Here is a 21,298-nt window from a genome sequence, read left to right on the forward strand (position 1 = left end):
CCTTCTGCACCGCTTCCAGCAGCTCGCTGCTGTACTCGCGGGTGGAGCTGGCGTAGGCGGAGCACCGGGTGGGGGCGTACCCGCCGATCTCGGCCAGGAGCAGCTGACTCGACGTGATCGCGGCCGAGGCAGGCGTGGCCAAGGCGTGCAGGCGTTCGGTTCGGCGGGATCGAGGTGATCACCCGCGCCAGGTCCTTCTCGGTGAGCGGCTGCTCCATCGCAGGCGTCGACTCCCGACGTTCGTCCCGCCAGCCGTGCACGTGCTGTCGGAGTGTCCTGCGCCGCGCTACAGGCTCACCTCCCAGCGAAGCGGCGCTTGTATCCGTGGTCGGCGAGCGGCTCGGTCACCGCTCCTCGCGGGCGGACTGGTCGGACCTGATCACGGCGGCGAGCCCGAGCAGCACCGCTGCGATGCCGACCACATGGCTCCAGTGGAACGACTCGCCCAGCAGCACGTAGGACAACAGCAGTGCCGAGACCGGCATGACCGCCATGAACCCCGACGCGGTGGCGCCCGAGGACCGCCGCATCCCGGAGAACCACAACACCGACCCGACGCCCATCGTCGCCGCCCCCCACCACAGCACCGCTAGCCAGTCCGCACCCGACGGCACACCCCAGTCGAACGACAGCGCGTCCACCACGGCGAACGGGGCGAACAACAGGCCCGCACCGACCGCGGCCACGGCGGAGATCGCCAACGGCGTCAACCCGGCGGTCAGCTTCTTGCCCAACAGCGTGTAGGTCGCCTCACAACACACCGCGCCGAACACCAACACGCTGCCCAACCACACGTTCTCGCCCTGGCCGCCGACCGCGCCCCCCAGATTGACCACCAGCACCCCGCACACGGCCAAGGCCAGCCCCATCGCGCTCCACCGGTTGATCCGGTCGCTCAGGAACAGCACCGCCCCGACCGCGGTCACCGCCGGGGTCATCGCCATCACCACGGCGCCGACCGCCCCCGGAGCCTGCCGCATCCCCAGGAACAACAACACGGTGAACCCGAACGTCCCCACGACCGCGATGCCCGCCAACAACCACCGGTCCCGAACGCCCAACCGCTCCCCCGGCCAGTCCGTCCTCCGCCTGACCACCAGCAACGGCACGAGCACCACAACAGCGGTCAGCATCCGCAACCCCGACGCCAGCATCGCCGGGAACGCCTCCCCCACCAGACGACTGACCGGCGTGGCAGAGCCGAACAGAGCCATGCCCCCTGCCATCAGGGCATACGCCACCGCGCGACTCCCGTTCGAGTTCCCCACCGCCATGCCGCCGGGATACCGCGCCGCGCGGCATCCATGCATGACCGCGGCCACCGCAGACGCGGTGGCCCACACGGCAAACGCGACGAGCACCACCAATACCGGGATCCAGCGACACCTTCATCGGCCACGTACCGACCCGGCAGCGCGACGGGCTCGGAGTCGCCAGCGCCCTGGCCGCCTTGACGGAGGCATCCCTGATCCGACGAATCGACCATCCGACCATATGACCCGCAACAACGATTCGGAGAATCGGACTAACCGCGCCGTCGCATCTCGCTCATCGCGTACCCACCAATGGGGTCAAGGTCGCGGTTTGCACTTGCGATAGAACGGCTGGTTGGGTCCCCTCATGGGTCATGTGGACCATCAGCGCTGATCCGCCGACCACTAGCCCGCTGTCGGACACCCCGACACTCACACTGGCCGCAGAGAGCGGCACTCTCGGTTCGATCGAGGAATGGATCAACAACGTCTTCGATCCGCTTTCCGAGGGCCTGTCCACCTTCGTATTCGCCGAGATCTCCGTGTTCGGCATCAGCTTCCCCTGGATCGTCGGCTGGCTGATCGCCGCCGCGGCGATCTTCAGCGTCTACTTCGGCTTCATCCAGTTCCGGGGGTTCAAGATGGCCCTGGAACTCGTCCGCGGACGGTACTCGAAGAAGGACGATCCGGGCGAGATCACGCACTTCCAGGCGCTCAGCTCCGCGGTGTCGGGCACGGTCGGGCTCGGCAACATCGCGGGGGTGGGCGTCGCGGTGACCATCGGCGGGGCGGGGGCCACGTTCTGGATGATCCTCGCGGGCCTGCTGGGCATGTGCACCAAGTTCGTCGAGTGCACCCTCGGTGTGCGGTACCGGGAGACCCACGAGGACGGCACCGTCTCCGGCGGCCCCATGTACTACCTGCGCAAGGGCATCGCCGAGCGGTTCGGCGAGCGTGGCGGCAAGGCGGTGGGGCGGGTGCTCGCCGTGCTGGCCTCGGTCATGATCCTGTTCTTCGCCATCGCGGGCGGGAACATGTTCCAGGCCAACCAGACCTTCGCCCAACTGCGCGACGTCACCGGCGGGAGCGAGGGCTTCCTCGGCACGGACGGGGCCGCGCTGATCTTCGGCATTCTGCTCGCCGCCGTGGTCGGGGCCGTGATCATCGGAGGCATCAAGTCGATCGGCAAGGTGACCAGCAAGCTGGTGCCGTCCATGGCGATCCTCTACATTCTCGCCTGCCTTGTGGTCATCGGGACCAACATCACCGCGGTGCCCTCCGCGTTCGGCGCGATCATCTCCGGCGCGTTCTCCCCGGAGGGCGTGCTCGGCGGCGCCATCGGCGCGCTGATCGTCGGGTTCCAGCGGGCGGCGTTCTCCAACGAGGCGGGCCTGGGGTCGGCGCCGATCGCGCACTCGGCGGTCAAGACCCGGCATCCGGTGACCGAGGGCTACGTCGCGCTGCTCGAACCGTTCATCGACACCGTCGTCATCTGCACCATGACGGCGCTGACGATCATCATCGCCAAGACCGAGTTCTGGACGAACGCCCAGGCATCGGTGTTCGCGGGCGGTGAGGTGCCGAATGGCGTGACGGTGACCTCGGAGTCCTTCGCGACCGTGCTGCCCTGGTTCCCCTACGTGCTCACCCTGGCGGTGGCGCTGTTCGCGCTGTCGACGCTGATCACCTGGGCCTACTACGGGCAGAAGGCGTGGACGTACCTGTTCGGCAAGTCGCCCGTCACCGAGCGCGTCTACCAGGTGGTCTTCTGCCTGTTCATCGTCGCGGGCTCGGTGCTGACCCTGGGCAGCGTGCTGAACTTCGCCGACGCCGTGCTGTTCCTGCTCGCCCTGTTCAACATCATCGGCCTGTACCTGCTGGCTCCGGTGGTCAAGCGGGAACTGCGGAGCTTCCAGGCCAAGATCCGCTCCGGCGAGGTCAAGAAGAACGACCGGGTCGGATCCTGACCGGCGGGCGCCCCGCGGGCCGTCCAGCCCGCGGGGCGCTCCGACATTGCCGACGTAGCCTTTCCGTCCATCGCACCGATGGGTGCGCCGGAATCGCGGTGCTGGTCGTCAGGCGGCGCGGAACCGGGCGGCCTGAGTTGATCGCGGCCACCCCTGCCGCAGGCTCCGGACCACCTTCGCCGACCGACCCGAACGAAGGCCGGCCCCAGGGCGTGCACCTCCACGACCTGAGCCACACCCACCAGACCTGGCTCACCGAGGACGGCGCCAGATGCTCCCCGAAACGATCAATGCCCTGCCAACAAGATTTGTTGGCAGGGCATTGACCAGCACGAATAACCCGTGGGCGATACTGGGATCGAACCAGTGACCCCTTCGGTGTGAACGAAGTGCTCTCCCGCTGAGCTAATCGCCCGGGTCTGCCGCCCGCTCGGAGCGACGGGTGAACCTTACAACATGGTCGGGACTAGTCGAAAACCGGGGACCTCAACCACGGCCAGTCGATGCCCACCCAGCCGCCTACCAGGGAGAAGACGCCGAACAGCCAGAGGGTGACCGCCACGACGGCGCCGGTGAGGGCGAGCACGAGCAGGCGGACGGCGATGTGCTGGCGCTTGAGCCACTCGACCCACGCGTCGTACTTCGCGCGGGCGAAGTCGAGGACGCGGCGGGCCCAGGGGAACTCGACGGCGAGGATGGCCAGGCCCGCGAACACCACCAGCCAACCCGGACCGGGGTACGGGATCAGCAGGATGCCGCCAGCGAGGACCGCGCCGCCGATCACCGCGACGCCCACGCGCCACACCAGTCGGGTGGTTCTACTGCGGTCGGCCCAGTCCGGGCGGATGGACTTGTCCTCACTGGCCCCGCTCGTCACGTGCGCACCTCCGTCCCGGGCGAGCCGGTGGGTCATTGTGCCCGGAGCCGCGCATCGGGGCATCCGCAATGCTCTTGACCTGCGGGAACGTGGTCATTGCCACATCAACCGAACCCTCCCAGGTCAGCGCGGATTTTGCCATCCGGGAACAGCCGCCGCTGTCCAGATTCGCACTTCAGGCGCTACCAACCGACCCGAAAACCGGCCAGTATGGGGAGGCTGCCCGGGTCGCCGAGGTGACACTGCGCAGCGAGACGAGCGCCCAGCGCGGCGAGCGGTGGCCCGTCCGGGTGACATCATCCGGAATCGCGACCTTTTCGTTGCGCAGAGGCGTCACATGGAAGGGGCTCAGTCGTTTTGACTGGGGAGGGAGCAGAAGGGTAGCGACGATGCGAAACGATCACGTCACGCTGCGGTCGACCGCGGTGTTCGACCTACTGGCGCCGAGGACCCCCGCGGTGCCGGTCAAGGTGGAGCTGCGGTACGACACGCGCGACCCGTACGCGGTCGTCGCAGCCTTCCGCACCGGCCGCACCGGCTGGGTGGAATGGGTCTTCGCCCGCGACCTGCTGGCCGACGGCCTCATCGCCGAGGCGGGCGACGGCGATGTGCGCATCCGCCCGGCAGGCGACGACCCCGAGGTCGTGGTCATCGAGCTGAGCAGCCCGTCGGGCCACGCGGTGTTCGAGGCGGCCGCCCAGGAGCTCGCCGACTTCCTCGACCGCACCTACGACGTCGTCGTGCCCGGCAACGAGCACCTGTGGGTCGACGTCGACGAAGCGCTCACCCAGCTGATCTCCACCGACCTGACCTGAGGAAACCGGTGAAGGGGACCCCCGATTTGGATCCCTTGGGGGGCCTCCGATAGAGTTCACTCGCACCACGCCGGAGGGACCACCACGGACCACCCGGAAGGCGTGCGGACGTAGCGCAGCTGGTAGCGCATCACCTTGCCAAGGTGAGGGTCGCGGGTTCGAATCCCGTCGTCCGCTCGGAAGCGGTTCGGCCTGTGCGCCGGCCCCCCGAAGGTCCCCCTTCGGGATACGGCGGAGTGGCCGAGTGGCTTAGGCAAGGGCCTGCAAAGCCCTGTACGCGGGTTCGATTCCCGCCTCCGCCTCGGGCGATTAGCTCAGTGGGAGAGCACTACCTTGACACGGTAGGGGTCACTGGTTCAATCCCAGTATCGCCCACCAGTGATAGTGGCTGGTCATAGGCCCTGTCCCTCTTTGCGAGGGGCAGGGCCTCAGTCGTGAATGGGGGCGATTTGACGGTCTTCGACCAATTCCCGAGTTCTCGCCGCTCCGGAGCGGCGAGGGCCGTGAGTGACGGCCGCCACCTCCTCCCGCAGGCGTGGGGGCGTGCCTGCCCCGTCGAAGGTGAACCAGGGCAAGACGCGGGCTCGTGATCCTCGGCGGTCGGAAAGTGGACCGCCGCCACGGACCGGATGGTTGTGGGGCGGTGAGGTCTGCACGGCTTGCCGTCCGAAGTCGAGATTTCCGGCGACGTACTCGGCAGCAGGAGCAGTGGGGCAGGGTGGCGCAGGAGGCGGTGCCCGGGCGGGCTCCAGGCGCCTCCCGCGCGGGCGGCCGTCGGGTTGGCGGCTTGTCGCCCCGGCCTGGATTAGTCCTCAGGGTGCGCAGGGTGCGGGGGCAGGCAAATCACCGGCGCCGGTGGTGGTCAGCGGCGGGTGTCAGGGGAGTTCTTTGAAGTAGCGGGCGACGGGCCAGCGTTGGAAGCCTGCCCGCTCGTAGGCCGCCCTGGCGGGGGCGTGTCCCGGGTCGTCACCGGTTTCTGCCATGAGCATGCGCATTCCGGCTGTTCGGGCGCGTTCGGCTGCCCGTGCCATGAGTGCGGTGCCCACGCCTCGGCGTTGGTGGGCGGGGTGGACGGCGAGGACGTACAGCTCGCCCATGTGGTCCTCGGGGTGCAGGCGGGTGCACGCCCAGCCGACCAGGTCGTTGCCGTGGAAGGCGAGGTCTACGTTGTCCGGTTCTCCGTCCAGGACGGCGGAGAGGTCGGCGAGTTGGCGGGCTTCCCAGCCGTGGGGATAGAACGAGTCGTAGACGAACGCGGGCACTGCCGACCTGGTGAGCGGGAAGACCGACGCCCACGCCCGTATCGACAGGTCGAGCACCGCCGCCCGGTGCTCGGGGGTGTAGGGCCTGATCCGCATCCCTGGGTTGGTCATGACGGTCCTCATCGGTCGGAAGTCGCGTGGGCGGCCAGGAGAGGTGCGCGATGAGCGTATCCGCCCGCTTGATCTCCAGTTAACTGCAGCTTTTAGGGTCACGGGTATGCGAATCACGGCCAGCGCTCCTCCGTCATCCCGCGCCACGCTCAAGGAGTGGTTGGGGCTCGCGGTCCTCCTGTTGCCCACGATGGTGCTGACCATGGACCTGACCGTCCTGCACCTCGCGATCCCCGACATCAGCGCCGAGCTCGCGCCGTCGTCCACCCAGGTGCTGTGGATCACCGACGTGTACGGCTTCCTGGTGGCGGGATTCCTCTTGGTCATGGGCAACCTCGGCGACCGGATCGGCCGTCGCAGGCTGCTGCTGCTCGGGGCGGCGGCCTTCGCGGCCGCCTCGGCGCTGGCGGCGTACTCCACGAGCGCGGAGATGCTGATCGCCGCGCGGGCCGTGCTCGGCGTGGCGGGTGCGACGCTGATGCCCTCGACGATGGCGCTGCTGCGCACGATGTTCCGCGACGAGCGCCAGCGGACGACGGCCATCAGCGTGTGGATGGGCGGGTTCATGGTCGGCGGGGTGCTCGGCCCGCTGGTCGGCGGCGCGATCCTGTCGGTCGCCTGGTGGGGCGCGGTCTTCCTGCTCGCGATACCGGTGATGGGACTGCTGCTGGTGGTCGGCCCGGTGCTGCTGCCGGAATCCAGCGATCCGGCGCCTGCGCGGATCGACCTCGTCAGCGCCGTCGTGTCGACCGGCGGGATCCTGGCCCTGGTGTACGCGCTCAAGGAGATCGTGCAGCACGGCATCGGTGTGCGCCCGGCCGCGGCCTTCCTGGCCGGGCTGGTGCTGCTGGTGGCGTTCGTCCGCAGGCAGACCCGGTTGGCGGACCCGTTCCTCGACGTCAGCCTGTTCCGCCGCCCTGTGTTCGGCATCGGCATCGCCGCGATGACCGTGGGCGGCGCGGTGATGCTGGGGTTCAACCTGTTCACCGCGCAGTACCTGCAGCTGGTCGAGGGCCACGACACCCTGGTCGCAGGCCTGTGGCTGCTGCCGCAGACCGGCGGCATGGTGGTCGGCCTCGGCGTGACCTCCGCGATCGCGGCCCGGGTGCGCCCGGTCGTCGTCCTCGCGGGCGGGTTGGCCGCCGCGGCCGCTGGCTACGTCCTCATCGCCCTGACCGTCGGGGAGTCCTTCGGCTGGTTCATCGCCGGGACCGTCGTCGCCGCCGTCGGCCTCGCCGGACCCGCGGTGCTGGCGACCACCGTCGTCCTGTCCGCGGCTCCGCCCGAGCGCGCGGGCGCGGCCTCGGCCATCTCCGAGACCAGCAACGAACTGGGCGGCGCCCTCGGCCTCGCGGTGCTCGGGAGCATCGGCGCGGCCGCGTACCGCGCTTCCGTCGACGGCCTGACCCCGGCGGACCTGCCCGAGCCCACGGACACGGCGATCCGGGACTCCATCGGCGGCGCCATCACCACCGCCCGCGACCTCCCGGGCGACCTCGGCGGCCAGGTCGTCGATGCGGCACGGCTCGCGTTCGTCAACGCCACGGCGGTGACCGCGTACGCCGGAGCGGCCCTGGTCGCCGCGATGGCGGTCATCGCCCTGGTCGGCTTGCGGAAACTCCCGGTCGCGCCCGAGCAAGGCCAGGAAAGCGCCGACGCATCCCGGTGAGCGCGGGCTATAGCCCGACCGCGGCGCCGCTGCCAATGAATTGCGATCGGCGGGAAGGCAACGGACCAGAATGATCACTATTCCGCGAATGGCGCGCCTTGCCAATCTCTCGACCGTCGCGTCATTGGACGGCGCAACTGTAGACAGGGGCCCGCCGGTTTCATGACAATTAAAGAATGTCGAAAATGTCTTTGCCATCGAGATTTATGAAATCCCAGAGATTCGCGATCGCGGCGGTGGTCAGCGTCGTCATGACCTCGGCGGTGACGCTGGTGGTGGCGGGTAATGGGGCCGCGGCGGCGGGCTCGCCCGCGGCGCTTGTCGTCTGTGATGCGCCTGCTTGGGCGGAGGGCAACACCTACACCGCGGGGACCAAGGTGAGTTACCAGGGCAGGCTCTACGCCGCCAAGGTGACCCACACCGCGTGGCCGGGGACCGGGTGGAATCCCGCTTCCACGCCGACGCTGTGGACGGATTCCGGCGTGTGCGACGGCAATCCGCCGACCACCACCACCGATCCGACGACCACGCCGCCGACGACGGATCCGACAACGGAGCCGCCGACAACGACCACGACGACCCAGCCGCCCGGCGGCGACACCTGCCCGGTGAAGTCGAAGCCCGCCGGGAAGGTCCTGGTCGGGTACTGGGAGAACTGGGACGGCGCCGCGAACGGTGTGCACCCGCCGTTCGGGTGGACGCCGGTGACCAACCCGGCGATCCGGCAGCACGGGTACAACGTGCTCAACGCCGCCTTCCCGGTGATCCGCTCCGACGGCACCGTGCTGTGGGAGGACGGGATGGACGCCACCGTCAAGGTCGCCACCCCGGCCGAGATGTGCCAGGCCAAGGCGGCGGGCCAGACGATCCTCATGTCGATCGGCGGCGCGACCGCAGGCATCGACCTGGGCTCGCGGGCGGTGGCCGATCGGTTCATCCAGACGATCGTGCCGATCCTGAAGAAGTACAACTTCGACGGCATCGACATCGACATCGAGACCGGGCTCACCGGCAGCGGGAACATCAGCCAGCTGTCCACCTCGCAGGCCAACCTCATCCACATCATCGACGGCGTGCTGGCGCAGATGCCGTCGAACTTCGGCCTGACGATGGCGCCCGAGACCGCCTACGTCACCGGCGGCAGCGTCGTCTACGGCTCGATCTGGGGCGCCTACCTGCCGATCATCAAGAAGTACGCGGACAACGGCAGGCTCTGGTGGCTGAACATGCAGTACTACAACGGAAGCATGTACGGCTGCAGCGGCGACTCCTACTCCGCGGGCACGGTCCAGGGCTTCGTGAAGCAGACGGAGTGCCTGAACCAGGGCCTGGTCATCCAGGGCACCACGATCCGGGTGCCGTATGACAAGCAGGTCCCCGGCCTGCCCGCCCAGCCGGGCGCGGGCGGCGGCCACATGGGCCCCGCGCTGGTGTCCCAGGCGTGGAACAGCTTCGGCGGCAGCCTCAAGGGGCTGATGACGTGGTCGCTCAACTGGGACGGCTCGAAGGGGTGGACGTTCGGCGACAACGTCAAGGCGTTGCAGGGCCGGTGACCACCGGGGAGCCCGTTCGGTCGCTCGACGCGGCCGGACGGGCTCCATACTGCGGGGGTGGCTGACCCGGCGGCGTTCACCGATCCGAGCAACTGGCACGGCGGCTTCTACGAGCTGTCCCTGGAGTTGGGCGACCGCGACGACGGCCGTCTCCAGCGCGCGCTGACCGCGTTGTGGCGCGCGGCCGCCATCTCCGGCTGCTACCCCAGCGCCGACCGGGAACCGCCCGAGCAGACGGCGGTGCCCGTCACCGTGGCGTCCCTGGAGGAGTTCGGGCACCTGCGGGGGATCATCCGCCTGCACGAGGGGACCCCGGTCGTCTGCGGATGCGTCGTCACTCGTCTCGACGACGGCGCCGACTGGTTGACGCTGTACCTACCGCAAGGCGCGTTGGCCCGGGTCGACCGCCGGGTCGGGGGCTTCCCCTTCGGGCCGGACGGCGGGGCGGTGTCGCTGGACTGGCGGGCCGCGCTGGACGCGTGGCTGGCGGAGGTGGCAGGGCAGGTCTTCCAGGAGGTCGACTTCCGGCTCGGCCTGATCGGGTTCGAGATCGACGGAGACATCAGCGCGGACGGCCTCCGCGGCTCTGTGCCCCAGGAACGGTGGAACGGGTATCTCCTGCCCGAGCAAGGGCGGTTGCGGTACACGCCCGCGAACCGCTGAAGTGGCCGGAGCAGGGCACTACGTTCCCCGGGGGGACGAGATGGCGATGGACCGCGACCCCTGCAGGCCGCCCTCGCACGGCCTTGCCGGCTTCCACGTCATCCACCTACGCCAGGGTCTTCCTGCTGGCGTTCGCGGACTGAACGGCGGGGTCAGACCGGGAGGGTCTGGGGGTCGGTGAGCCTGCTGTAGGGCTGTTTGAGGTTGATGACCTCCAGGAAGAGCTGGGTGAGGTCCGGGTCGGTGGCGGCGGCCTCGAAGAAGCGGGCGACGCGCTCGTCGTCCGGGCCCGGCTGGAAGGAGGGGTCCGTCAATGCGGCGTCGCCCGCGGTGGCGATCGCCCAGGCGTTGGCGACGGGCTCGGCGCAGCGCGGCAGGTAGCGGGACGCGAGGTCGTCGCGGCGGTCGGCGAGCAGGTCGCGCAGGAGGCGGGCCTGGATGGCGGCCAGGGTGATGCCCTGGCCGTAGAGGGGGTTGAGGACGCTGATGCTGTCGCCCAGCGGCAGCAGGCCCGCGGGCCATGCGGTCGCCTCGTCGTAGCGGCGCCAGAGGTTGGCCGGGATGTGGAAGATATGCGGGCCGTCGAGGACCTCGGCCCCGGCGACCGTCTCGGCGATGAGGGGCGACGGGAGGCTCGCGGCGTAGTCCAGGTACTCGGCCTCGCCGAACGGCGGGCGCACGCCGTAGCCCGCCAGGGAGGCGATCCAGCGGTCGCCCTCCAGCCACAGCAGCGCGCCCGCGCGGGGCGCGTCGGCGGTGGGGCCGATGAGGATGCTGTCGATCCGGGCCGGGTCGCGGGTGTAGACGCGGCTGACGTAGTAGAGGTCCACGCGCAGCTGTTCCTCCCGTGGCCGGGGGTATCCGGCCTGCGCCAGCCAGTCGGGGAGCCGGGAGGCGCGGCCGGTGGCGTCGACCACCAGGTCCGCGTCCACCCACTGGTCCGGACCCGACGAGGCGACCCGGACGCGGCGCACCGCGCCGTCGGTGACGTCGATGCCGGTGACGATGTGCTCGGGGTGGATCTCGACGCCGGGCAGGGCCGCGACCCTGGCCCGGACGTGGTGTTCGAGCAGGACCCGGCTCACGGCCAGGCCGCGCAGGTCGCTGGGCGCGGTGGCGAGGTGGTGCCCGTTGCTCACCCACGCCACGTCGGCGGCGAGGTCGTCGCGACGGGCTCCCTTGGCCACAAACTCTTCGGTGATGCCGGGCAGCAGCTCCTCAAGGACGTCGACCGAGGTGGTCAGCAGCCCGTGGGCGTGACGGCCCTGCCCGACGCAGCGGCGCGCCCGCGGGGTCCCCGGCAGGGCGTCGCGGTCGAACACCACCACCCGTCGATACCAGGGCTGCAGCGCCGCCGCCGTCATCAGGCCCGCCATCGACGCGCCCGCCACCACTGCCACACCACCGGGTCTGGACATCGCTCCCACTCCTCACCGCCGACGGTCACCGCGGCAGGCGCAACACGAGGAGTTACCTCAAGGCAGGCGATTCACCCTTTCCATCGTCGACCTGGCGCGGCGGATATGACAGCTAGTCAGCATGGCACCGGAATAGGCGGACGATCCCACTGCCGCGCGGATTCACTCGTTCGCCCCGGGAATGGCCGCTGCGACAGAGGCGCGTTAGGACGAGTGAGGGACACCGGGATGTGCCTACAGCCACCAGTTTAGGGGTGTCGTGTCGTCCGCGGGGTCGTAGACGTTGACGTAGTACCACTCCCCCGTCGGCACCCTGGCCTGGTAGGCGTTCATCGCCGACTCGATGGCCGACCAGCCCGCGCTCAGCGGGATGGTGAAGACGGTCAGCGAGGCCGTGCGGTCGCGGGTCCAGCCGACGCCGTCGCAGCGGCCGCCCATGCGCTCCACCGCCGCGCGCAGGGACGACAGGTCGGCGGCTGCCTCGGCGGGGGCGCTGACGTGGACGGCGATGTTGCCGCCGCGCTCGACGACCGTGAAGGAGTGGTCGGGGGCGACGGTGAGCAGGTCGCCCGCGGCGGCGCCCATCGCGAGGCCGGGAGACGCGGTGAGGCGCCAGCCGCTGCCCTCCGCGACGGCGGGCACGTCCTCGTGCACCGGCCGCCCGGAGGGCCCCGTCTGGACCAGGAGTCGCACTGTGCTCACGGGTCTCGATCCTAATCCGTTCTGCCGTAGGGAGCGCCGCAGCTTCCGCGTTCGGCGCAGGACATCCCGGGTCTCGGCCCGCCGCGGTTGCCCGCGCTGAGGTTGCAGGCCGCGCCCTCCAGGCACACGTTGGGCCGCGACAGGTTGCCGCCCCGCGAGGTGGGCACGTTGCGGTGGCCCAGGTGCATGTTCGACGGGTTGGTCGACGTCTGGCCGCAGCGCCAGCAGACGTAGGGGCCGCCAGCCTGGTCCGCCTCATCGATCAGGGCGTTGCGGACCGCCTGCTGGCCCGCGCGGGAGCCGCCGGTCGGACCGCCGGTGCTGGCCGCGATCTCGGCCGCCGTCGCGCCCTGCCCGTCCCGCAGGACCTGGCCAGCCCCGCCCATCGGCTGCTGGGTGGCCGGGCGGATCGTGGGCGTGGTGGGCGGGGCCGCCGCGGGCGGCGGGCTGCCGCGCAGCGACCGCACGACCGCGCCGCCGCCCTTGACCACGCCGAACGTGACGCCGGAGATCACCGCGTCGGTGGCGATCGCGCCCGCGGTCTGCTCCTCGCCGGAGATGGCCCGGGAGACGACGCCGCCGGTGACGCCCGCGCCGACCGCGGCCGTGCCCTGCACGACCAGGGACGCGCCCATGGTCGCCCCGGCGACCGCGCCGGAGATGACGCCAGCGCCCGCCGCGCCCGCCAGCCTGCCCGCGTTGAACTCGCCGGTCACCGCCTGCCGGACGCCCTCGATGCCGACGCCGACCACCAGGCCGATGCCCGCGCCGACCACCACGTTCAGCCAGCGCCCGTCGGGGTCGCTGACGCGGATCGGGTTGTGGCCCGCGTAGGTGTAGGAGGCCAGGTTGACCGGGCTGTAGACCCCGCCTGCGGGCGCGCCGTCCAGATAGGACTCCATCGCCGGGTCCGGGCTCTGCCACAGCTGCGTGCGCGGGTCGTAGTAGCGCGCGCCGAAGTAGTACAGCCCGGTCTCGGGATCGATCTCCTTGCCCGTGTACTGGTGCGGGACGGGCTGCGACGGGTGCTCGCTGACCCACGTCTCCCCCGCCGCGAAGTACTTGGCGTGCTCGGCGAGGCCGCCCTGGTCGTCGGTGACGAACGACGTGGAGCCCAGGTGGTCGCCGTGCGAGAAGTACTGCCGGTCCTCCGGCCGGTGGTCGGGCTCGACGGCCTTCGTCACCAGCTTCGTCGGGCCGACGTAGACGTGCTTGAACTCGTGGTTGCCGCGGGTGGAGTAGTTCTGGTTCGGGTAGACGTGGAACTGGGCGCCGTCCTTGATGACCCGGTTTCCCTGGTCGTCGTAGCGGTGCCGGGCGCGGTTGGCGGTGCCGCCCGCGTTGTCGCAGGACGTCGGGACCTGCGGCAGGACCTGCGACTGCACGTTCTCGTGGGTGCAGGCGAGCCGGTTCTCCTCGTCCCAGATCAGCTGCCGCGTGGGCTTGGGCTGCTGCGAGCGGCTGATCTGGTTGCCGTTGGCGTCGTAGGCGATGGTGAACGGGCCGAGCCGGTCCGGCGCGTGCGGCTTGGCGCCGCCGTAGCCGTAGGCGTGGTTGTAGGTGGTCTTGTGCTGGGTGATGGTGTTGCCACCGCTGACCAGCTGGTGGACCTGGTTCTTGCTCGTGATGTTGTGGATCGAGTCGTAGACCAGGTCCACGGTGTAGCGGTCGGTCCTCGGGTTGCGGGACTGGTACGTGCCCTCGGCCCGGGTGAGCCGGTACAGGTCGTCGTAGACGAAGGTCTGCGTGCTCGGCCCGCCGACCTGCCTGCCGACCTCGGGCCCGCCGGGCACCGGCGCGGTGTCCCTGATCGAGGTCACGTTGCCCACGGCGTCGTAGTCGTAGGCCACGTCCTGGAACACGTGGTCGCCGTGCTCGGCGTCGAGGCGGGCGTGCAGGCCGTCCAGCCGCCGCGTGGTGTCGTCGTAGCGGTAGACGGTGCGGGTGCCGTTGCCGGTCTCCAGCAGGGTGCGCTGCTCGAACTTGTCGTAGTCGAGTCTGCTCAGGTAGGTGTAATCGATGCCGCCCTTGGTCCCGGTGGCGCCGTCGACGAGACCGCCGCTGTTGTACCGGTAGGACAGGACCTCCCCGTCGGGGTAGGTGATGCCGAGCACGCGGTTCCACGTGTCGTAGCGGTACTGCGTGGCGTACTCGCGCACCTGTCCGCCCTGGACGGTGACCGTGCGGCTCTCCCGGGTCACCTCGCCGAGCGGGCCGTACTCGCGGGTGAGGGAGCCCGCGCCGTCGGTCATCGCCACGACCCGGCTGGCGCCGTTGTTCGGGGCGCCGGGCGCGCCGTAGGTGTAGGTGACGTCGTTGGCGGTGAACAGCGGGTAGCGGATCTTGCTGAGCCGGTTGAACTCGTAGTCGTACTCGATGGCGTGGCCGGACTGGGCCAGCTTCGCGGTGACCTTGCGGATCGGGTTGTCCGTCAGGTCGAACTCGGTGACCGTGCGGCCGGAGTCCGGGCTGTCGACGACCGTGCGCCGCCCGAAGAGGTCGTACTCGGCGGTGGTGGCGTTGCCCTGGTCGTCGGTGACCGCGGTGAGCTGGCCGAGCGGGTCGTGGTCGTAGCTGGTCCAGATGACCGGCTGGCCGCCCGCCGGGTTGAACTCCTGCACCGAGGTGGTCAGCTCGCGCACGTTGTCGTAGGTGCGCTTGGACTTGCCGTTGGCGTCGGTGGTGACCATCTGGAAGCGCTGCGTCCCCGACCGGTCCGCGCCGAAGCCGTACTCGGTGGTGTCGACCGTGCCGTCCGGGTGGGTGGTGGACGTCTTGCGGTCGAGCACGTCGTAGGCCACCCGCGTCGGCGGCACCGGGTCGACGGCCGGGGAGAACTCGGCGTTCGCCGGTCCCTTCGGCTCGGTCACCGGGTACGACAGGGCCACCGGCCTGCCGAGGGTGTCGTAGACCGTGCGGCCGGACACCGTCATGACGTCGGCGGGCGGCGTGTCGGGTCCGGTGTGGACCGTCGCGTCCTTCTTCGTCTGGACCTGCCTGCGCAGGCCGTCGACGAAGGTGATGGTGTCGATGGTGTCCGGGCGGACCGTGCCGTCGGCCTGCCGGTCGACGTGGCGGGTGATCGCGTACGGGACGGGCGCCTCGGGGTGGTACTCGAAGTCGATGGTCACCCGGTTCTCGGCGGCCTCGTACGGCCCGGTGACGGTGTCCACCCGGCCTGCGGCGTCGTAGGTGTTGCGCACCTGGTGGCCGTTGAAGTCGGTGGTCGTCTCCACCAGCCCGAACCGCAGGTCGTAGGTGGCCAGGGAGCGGTAGCCGAAGCTGTCGGTCACCGACTCCACGTGCACGCCCACGACCTGGTCGTAGGTGTAGTCGAGCCGGTACCGCTGGCCGTGCTTGTTCACCGGGCGGGTGACCGACGTGAGGTTGCCGTCGTCGCGGTAGGTCATGTCGGTGACGGCCTCGGACCCGTCCGCCAGCCGGGCGCGCACCTGGGTGACGTCGCCGGACGCGCAGTCCACGGTGGACTCGCGGTGGCGCATGAGCTGGCCGCCGCCGATGACCTCGATGCGCTTGGGCGTGCCGATGATGTGGCTCGCCTGGCAGGCGGCGTCCTCCGCGGTGAAGCCGACCCGGGTCTCGACGTCGTCGGCCGGGCCCGCGTCGGCGGTGTCCAGCCTGCGGGTCATGTTGCCCGCGGCGTCGTAGTCCATGGTGACGAACGTGGTCAGGCCGGGGTTGGGCGCGCCCTCGAAGTAGCGGCGGTCGGTGCGCACCAGCGCCGGGAAGATCGTCGCCGTGGTGCTGGCCGCGTCCGCGGGCGCGCCGGAGAGATCGCGCAGCTGGTAGGTGTGCTCGGTCTCGACGAACGGCCTGCCCGCCGCGTCGAGCGTGCGCTCGGAGCGCACCAGCCCCCGGGTGTAGTGGCTGTCGTTGTGGAAGGCGCGTTCCACGCTGCGGAGCACGGCGTCGCCGTCGGCGGGGTCGCGGTGGCGCTCGGTCAGCGTCGCGTAGCCGAGGAACTCCCGCTCCAGCCGGTCGAAGTGGCCGCCAGCGTACTCGTAGGTGACGAGCTGGACGTCCGGCCCGTCGCCGGGGTGCCCGTCGTCGACGGCGACCCGGCTCAGCACCCAGCGCGACTGCGGCAGGTCGTAGGTGTTGCCGTCGCGGGTGTAGTCGAACTCCATCGAGCCGCCGAGCGGGCGCTTGACCGAGCGCAGCAGGTTCGTGCGGCCGGTCTTGTTGCGCGCCACGGTCAGCTCGTCGTCCTGGGTGGACGCGAGGTGGTCGGCGAAGCCGTCGCCGTCGATGTCGCGGATCGACTGCTCGGTGCGGGCGGCCCCGGTCGAGATGTCCGCGCCGGGGTTGATCACCACGCAGACGGCGGTGAAGCAGATGCCGAAGGTGAAGTACACGCCGCCGCCGAGCTTGGCGTTCTGGTCGCCGTTGAGGCCGGTGAGGCTGCCGTGGAACGGCACGGCGGGCTCGAAGCCGTTGCCGGTGTTGAGCGCGACCGTGATCGGGGTGCCTGCGAACACGCGGTCCATCAGGCCGTCGCCGTTGAGGTCCATCATCGTCGCCGACGCCGAGCTGCTGCCCTCGGAGTAGGACGCGCCGCCCGCGAAGCCGTAGAAGTCGGTGTTGAACCCGATGTTGAGGCCGAAGTGCGAGCCGCCCCCGTCGTTGACCGCGGCCGGGTTGCGCCAGGTCTCCGGCGCGCCGAAGCGGTAGCCGAGGTTGAGCGCGACCCTGCCGTCCTCGTAGACGCGGTCGGGCAGGTCGTCGCCGTTGATGTCGATCAGGTCGAACGCGGTGTCCGCGTCGCTGCCGCCGATGGTGCCGCCCACGCCCAGCGGCGGCATGTCGTTGCCGGACTGCGCGCTGTTGGCCGCGGCGTGGCCGGGCGGGGACGCGTGGCCGCGCCCGGTGCCGATGGTGCGCGCCGCGCTGCCCGCGCTGGCGTTGCCTGAAACGGTCTCGGAGCGGCGCACCGCGCCGTCCGGCGTCGCGCCCCGGGTGGCGCCGAGGCCGCCGACCATGTCGGTGTACTGCACGCCGCCCGCGCCCACGACGTCCGGGAACTGGTCGCCGTTGAGGTCGACGAAGTCCACCTCGCCGGTGCTGTCGCCGGTGGCGATGCTGCCGCCGAGGGAGCCGACCCCGCCGCCGACGCTGCCGGTCAGCGAGATCTGCTCCGAGCGCGACAGCCGGGGCACGGCCGTGGCCCCGGCGAAGTCCTCCGGCTTGGGCAGGCTGATCGACTCCACGCCCAGCCGCGAGCTGCTCGACCGGTCCCGGGCGACCCAGTTGTGCTCGCCCGCGCTCCACCGCTTGGCCTGCGGTGACGGGGAGAACGGGGCCACCTTCGGCGGCGTGATGCGCGGGTCGGCCGCGAACTCGTCCTTCTGCGCCTGCGGATCGACCGAGTCCGGCAGCTGGTCGGCGAAGCTCTCGTCGATGACCAGGTCGTCCTGGACGATCGGCTGGCCCGCGCGGTCGCGGTTGCCGTTGTAGCCGATCGTGGCCCACCCGCGGTACGGCTGCGGGAACGCGCCCTCCACGGCCGCGCTGTGGAAGGCGTGCGGGGCCGCAGAGCCGTCGACGGTCACCGAGCTGCCGGTGAGCGCGTCGCGCAGGGTGGGGCTGGTGGTGCTGAAGTCGAAGAACAGCTCCTCGCCCTCCTGGGCGTCGACCGCGAGCGGGGCGGGCGCGGTGACCTGGCCCGCGACGATGTCGAAGAAGCCCTTGCCCGCCAGCGCGCCGCGCCGCTTGACGGTGAACGCCACCCGGGTGGTCGGGGTCTCGCCGCCGAAGTCGAACGTCAGCGCTGGCGTCACGTCGAGTTGGCCGTCGGCCGGGACGACGTAGGCCGCCTGCGGCGCGGTGAGCCCGTTGACCGGGTAGATGTCCAGGTCGTACGGCGGGTGCACGACGACGAGCGGGCTGCCGTCGGGCGCGGTGAGCCGGTCGACGCCCTCGGCCTCGGTGTAGTGCGCCCTCGGGGTCCACTCCACCTGGTCGACGTCGATCGGCGAGTCGACCCGCACCCGCCACTTGAGCTTCTGGCCCTTCTGCACGGCGATGTCGCCGGTGACGGGGATGGCGCCCGTGGCGTTCGCGGCGAGGGTCTGCTCGAACACCGGCGCGCCGTCGCGGGTGATGACCACGGTGACGTCGTCGGTCGTGGCAGCCTTCTTCACCAAATCGCCGGACAGCCGCATGGCGCCGGTCAGCGGGACGGTGACCTCGGCGGAGCGGCCCGCGAGGGTGAAGTCGCGCGCGGCGTCGAAGGTGTGGTGCGCCAGCCCGTTGACGTCGGCGCCCGCTGGGGCGCCGACATAGCTGACGACCGGGTTCCAGACGACCTCGTCCAGGCCGCCGTCGAAGGCCGACTGGACGCGGAAGTACAGCCGCTGGCCTCGGCTGACGGTGATCGCGTCGACCCCGGTGGGGGCGTACTCGGCGTCGTCCTCGGCCTCGATGCGCTGCGCCCACAGCTCAGCGCCCTCGTGCTGGATCGCGACGCGGACGCCGTCGGCGGTGGTGGAGGCGTCGCGCTCGGCCGCGGTCTCCGGGGCCAGCCGGACGCCGCCGGTGACGCGGACCTGGCCGTCGTAGGGGGCGACCCAGCGCCGGACGCTGTCCAGCAGCGGGAAGGAGTCGATCAGCCGTTCCTGGTCGGCGGCGTAGTCGCCGAGCAGCCCGTCGGTGTCGACCTGCCCCGCGCCGATCGGCACCGGCGTGTCGCCGCTGACGCCGTACACCGGGACGCCGCCGTCGCCGAGCCGTCCGAACAGGACGGTCGTGCCGTTCACCAGGTCGGTGATGCCGTCGCCGTTGACGTCGGCGAAGTACTGCGTGGTGCGGGAGAAGGTGTTGACGTAGTCCAGCTGAGCGGCGACCGCGCCCGCGTAGCCCTCGACGCCGAGGGTGACGCTGTTGCTGCTCTCGCTCTGGATGCCCGGGAGGGCCAGGGCGCGCGCGTCGTCGGCGAACCGGGGCGTGCCGCCGGGGCCTGCGAGGTTGCGCCGGTACTTCACCTGGCCGCCGTCGCGGAACACCTTGTCCGGCAGGGAGTCGCCGTCGACGTCGATGAGCGCGAGCAGGCCGCTGTCCTCGGCGTGGTTGAAGCCGACCTTGACGCCGACCGACCCGGACTTGGTCGGCGAGCTGCCCACGCCGACGTAGAGGTGCCCGCCGCCGCCGACGCTGGTGTTCGCGTTGAGCGCGCTCGCCTCGCCCGCCTCGTCGGGGGTCAGGTTGAGCGCGTCGCTGCCGAGGTCGTCGCCGGGGCTGGTCCACGCGAGCTGGTCGAACGCCTGGTACTGGCCCTCGGCGTCGCGGATGTCGTCGAAGTAGTCGAACTCGTGCGCGGTGAACAGCGCGCCGGTCGCGTCGTGCTGGGTGATCTTCTTCAGCAGCGTCTTGGCGAACGCGCCGGTGGTGTACTCGAAGGAGTAGTCGCGGACGGGCTGGTCGTCGATGCGGATCTCGACGCGGCGCAGCAGGTCGCCGGTCACCCGTTTGAAGCCGCCGCGGGCGTCGATGGTCTTGTCCGCGCGCAGCGGCTCGCCCAGCTCGCGGTCGCGGACGAAGGTGACGGAGTAGCGGCCCTCGGTGTCGCCGTGCCCGGTGTAGGTGATCCGCTTCGGGTAGAGGTTGCGGCCGGGCTCGGCTCCGCCGTCCACGCCCGGGTCCTCGACCTTGGCGTGGTGGTAGCGCAGCAGGTTGCCGTTGGCGTCGCGGACCTCGCGCAGCGCCCAGAGGTGCACGTTGCCCTCGGCGTCGGCCAGGCTGGCCTCCGGCTCCGGCGCGGGCGCGCCCTTGGCCGAGCCGTAGAAGTAGGTCGTGCCGGTCTTGTCGGTGACCTCCCAGCGGTAGTTCGACGGGTGGTCGCCGCGCCGGACGATCCGGTCGAACCCGCCCTCGACGCGGGCGTGGAAGACCTTGTCGGCCGTGCGCGCCTGCAGCTGCCCGCGGTGCGCGACCGGGGTCAGCTGCTCGCCGTTGAGCAGGTAGGTCTCGGTCTCCAGGCCGTCGTCGTAGCGCGGGACGCCCCAGCGGGTCTCGGTCACGATGGCGGGCGTGGCCAGGTCCCAGCCGGTGCCCATCCAGCCGTTGCCGCCGGAGGAGTTGTAGCGCACGTCCAGCTTGGGCTGCAGGCCTTCGCGGCCCGGCGGCACCTCGATGGGATGGCTCAGCCGGTTGTCGCCCTGGCTGTTCGGGCCGGGCGGGGCGATCAGCGCGACGCCCTGGGCGGGGTCGGCGGCCTGGATGTCCTTGAGCTGGTTGGGGTCGAACGACGCGCCCTCGGCGTGCTCGGGGACCGTCACCGTCGCGTTGATCATGTTGGTGAAGTGGTCGGTCGCCGAGACGATCTGGTGGTTGGCCTCGTCGACGGCGACGCGGCGCAGCGGCTTCCAGCAGGCGCCCAGCTCGTCGTAGAAGAAGGTGAAGATGTCGTTGGCGGTGAAGTCCGGGGTCAGCAGCGCCGGGTCGTACGGCATGGTCACCGTGATCTCGGCGGAGAACGTGTGCGGCGTCGGCGTGAATCGGTAGCCCTTGTGCGGTCCGGTCACGTTCGTCATGCCGGAGTCGAGCGCGGGCAGCTGGCCCTGGCCCAGCGGCGTGATGCCGACGCCGACGGGCAGCCGCACCGCGTCCGGGCCGATCTGCAGCTTCGCGCCCTCGTGGGCGATGGTGCGCGTGCCCGGCTCGCCGGGCCGCACCACCACCTGGTGGGCGGGCAGCCCCACCTCGGCGCGCGCGGCCCGGTCGCCCGTCCGCACGGCAGCGGCGCCGCTGTCGGCGCACTGGTCGGCGACCAGCGCCACCGTCGGACCGGCAGCCTCCTGCGGGGGAACGGACGACCCGGAGAAGACCAGCGCGAGCGCGCTGAACGCGCCCAGCACCCGGACCGTCCGAGGGCGATCGACTAGGAATCCGGCCACGTGAACCACTCCCCAACGCGGAAGGCGCTCATCACCGGCAGGTAGTTCGCGCGACCGGTTCCCGGCGTTGCGGCCGTCACCGGATCGGACGCGGTT

General features: G+C 70.8%; 12 protein-coding genes and 4 tRNA genes. 9 read left to right on the plus strand and 7 right to left on the minus strand.

Features of this window, described 5'->3' with window-relative positions; genetic code table 11:
- Positions 1–344 precede the first annotated feature (344 nt).
- Complete coding sequence (locus tag IEY98_RS24685) at positions 345–1,310, minus strand: DMT family transporter (RefSeq protein WP_308425929.1); 966 nt, start codon at positions 1,308–1,310, stop codon at positions 345–347.
- Between the two features lie 317 nt (positions 1,311–1,627).
- Here IEY98_RS24685 and IEY98_RS24690 point away from each other — a divergent pair, with 317 nt between their 5' ends.
- Positions 1,628–3,220, plus strand: a complete 1,593-nt coding sequence (locus IEY98_RS24690; RefSeq protein WP_189213025.1) for an alanine/glycine:cation symporter family protein — start codon at positions 1,628–1,630, stop codon at positions 3,218–3,220.
- Between the two features lie 343 nt (positions 3,221–3,563).
- Here IEY98_RS24690 and IEY98_RS24695 read toward each other — a convergent pair.
- Positions 3,564–3,635 (minus strand) — tRNA-Val (locus tag IEY98_RS24695).
- A 51-nt stretch (positions 3,636–3,686) separates the two neighbouring features.
- A complete protein-coding gene (locus IEY98_RS24700) occupies positions 3,687–4,097 on the minus strand; it encodes a TIGR02611 family protein (protein ID WP_229787379.1) in 411 nt (136 codons plus the stop codon).
- 389 nt (positions 4,098–4,486) lie between these two features.
- On the opposite strand from IEY98_RS24700, the gene IEY98_RS24705 reads away from it, so the two are divergent.
- From IEY98_RS24705 to IEY98_RS33535, 5 genes are all read left to right on the plus strand, one after another.
- Positions 4,487–4,912, plus strand: a complete 426-nt coding sequence (locus IEY98_RS24705; protein WP_189213027.1) for an SsgA family sporulation/cell division regulator — start codon at positions 4,487–4,489, stop codon at positions 4,910–4,912.
- A gap of 104 nt (positions 4,913–5,016) precedes the next feature.
- Positions 5,017–5,089, plus strand: a tRNA-Gly gene (locus IEY98_RS24710).
- 53 nt (positions 5,090–5,142) lie between these two features.
- Positions 5,143–5,214: transfer RNA gene (locus IEY98_RS24715), tRNA-Cys, on the plus strand.
- Between the two features lies 1 nt (position 5,215).
- Positions 5,216–5,290 (plus strand) — tRNA-Val (locus IEY98_RS24720).
- 125 nt (positions 5,291–5,415) lie between these two features.
- A complete protein-coding gene (locus tag IEY98_RS33535; RefSeq protein ID WP_505606721.1) occupies positions 5,416–5,502 on the plus strand; it encodes an RNA polymerDNA-directed RNA polymerase subunit B in 87 nt (28 codons plus the stop codon).
- Between the two features lie 285 nt (positions 5,503–5,787).
- Here the strand turns inward: IEY98_RS33535 and IEY98_RS24725 are convergent, their stop codons facing one another.
- Complete coding sequence (locus IEY98_RS24725) at positions 5,788–6,285, minus strand: GNAT family N-acetyltransferase (protein ID WP_229787381.1); 498 nt, start codon at positions 6,283–6,285, stop codon at positions 5,788–5,790.
- A gap of 106 nt (positions 6,286–6,391) precedes the next feature.
- Here IEY98_RS24725 and IEY98_RS24730 point away from each other — a divergent pair, with 106 nt between their 5' ends.
- The 3 genes from IEY98_RS24730 (at position 6,392) to IEY98_RS24740 (ending at position 10,170) form a co-directional block, all read left to right on the plus strand.
- Positions 6,392–7,954, plus strand: coding sequence for an MFS transporter (locus tag IEY98_RS24730; protein WP_189213028.1), 1,563 nt, complete (start codon positions 6,392–6,394; stop codon positions 7,952–7,954).
- Positions 7,955–8,205: 251 nt separating this feature from the next.
- Positions 8,206–9,507 carry a glycosyl hydrolase family 18 protein gene (locus IEY98_RS24735; protein WP_229787481.1) on the plus strand — a complete coding sequence of 434 codons (1,302 nt, stop codon included), beginning with the start codon at positions 8,206–8,208 and terminating at the stop codon, positions 9,505–9,507.
- A 57-nt stretch (positions 9,508–9,564) separates the two neighbouring features.
- Positions 9,565–10,170, plus strand: a complete 606-nt coding sequence (locus tag IEY98_RS24740) for a hypothetical protein (protein ID WP_229787383.1) — start codon at positions 9,565–9,567, stop codon at positions 10,168–10,170.
- Positions 10,171–10,322: 152 nt separating this feature from the next.
- On the opposite strand, the gene IEY98_RS24745 is transcribed toward IEY98_RS24740, so the two are convergent.
- The 3 genes from IEY98_RS24745 to IEY98_RS24755 all read right to left on the minus strand — a co-directional run bounded on the left by IEY98_RS24745 (position 10,323) and on the right by IEY98_RS24755 (position 21,202).
- Positions 10,323–11,588: an NAD(P)/FAD-dependent oxidoreductase gene (locus IEY98_RS24745; protein WP_189213030.1), complete on the minus strand. Its 1,266-nt coding sequence runs from the start codon at positions 11,586–11,588 to the stop codon at positions 10,323–10,325.
- 234 nt (positions 11,589–11,822) lie between these two features.
- Positions 11,823–12,290 (minus strand): DUF4265 domain-containing protein, encoded by a 468-nt coding sequence (locus IEY98_RS24750; RefSeq protein ID WP_189213031.1) that lies wholly within the window; start codon positions 12,288–12,290, stop codon positions 11,823–11,825.
- Between the two features lie 11 nt (positions 12,291–12,301).
- Positions 12,302–21,202 carry a SpvB/TcaC N-terminal domain-containing protein gene (locus IEY98_RS24755; RefSeq protein ID WP_189213032.1) on the minus strand — a complete coding sequence of 2,967 codons (8,901 nt, stop codon included), beginning with the start codon at positions 21,200–21,202 and terminating at the stop codon, positions 12,302–12,304.
- Positions 21,203–21,298 lie beyond the last annotated feature (96 nt).

The organism is Actinokineospora fastidiosa (genome assembly GCF_014648415.1).
GTDB classification, from domain to species: domain Bacteria; phylum Actinomycetota; class Actinomycetes; order Mycobacteriales; family Pseudonocardiaceae; genus Actinokineospora; species Actinokineospora fastidiosa.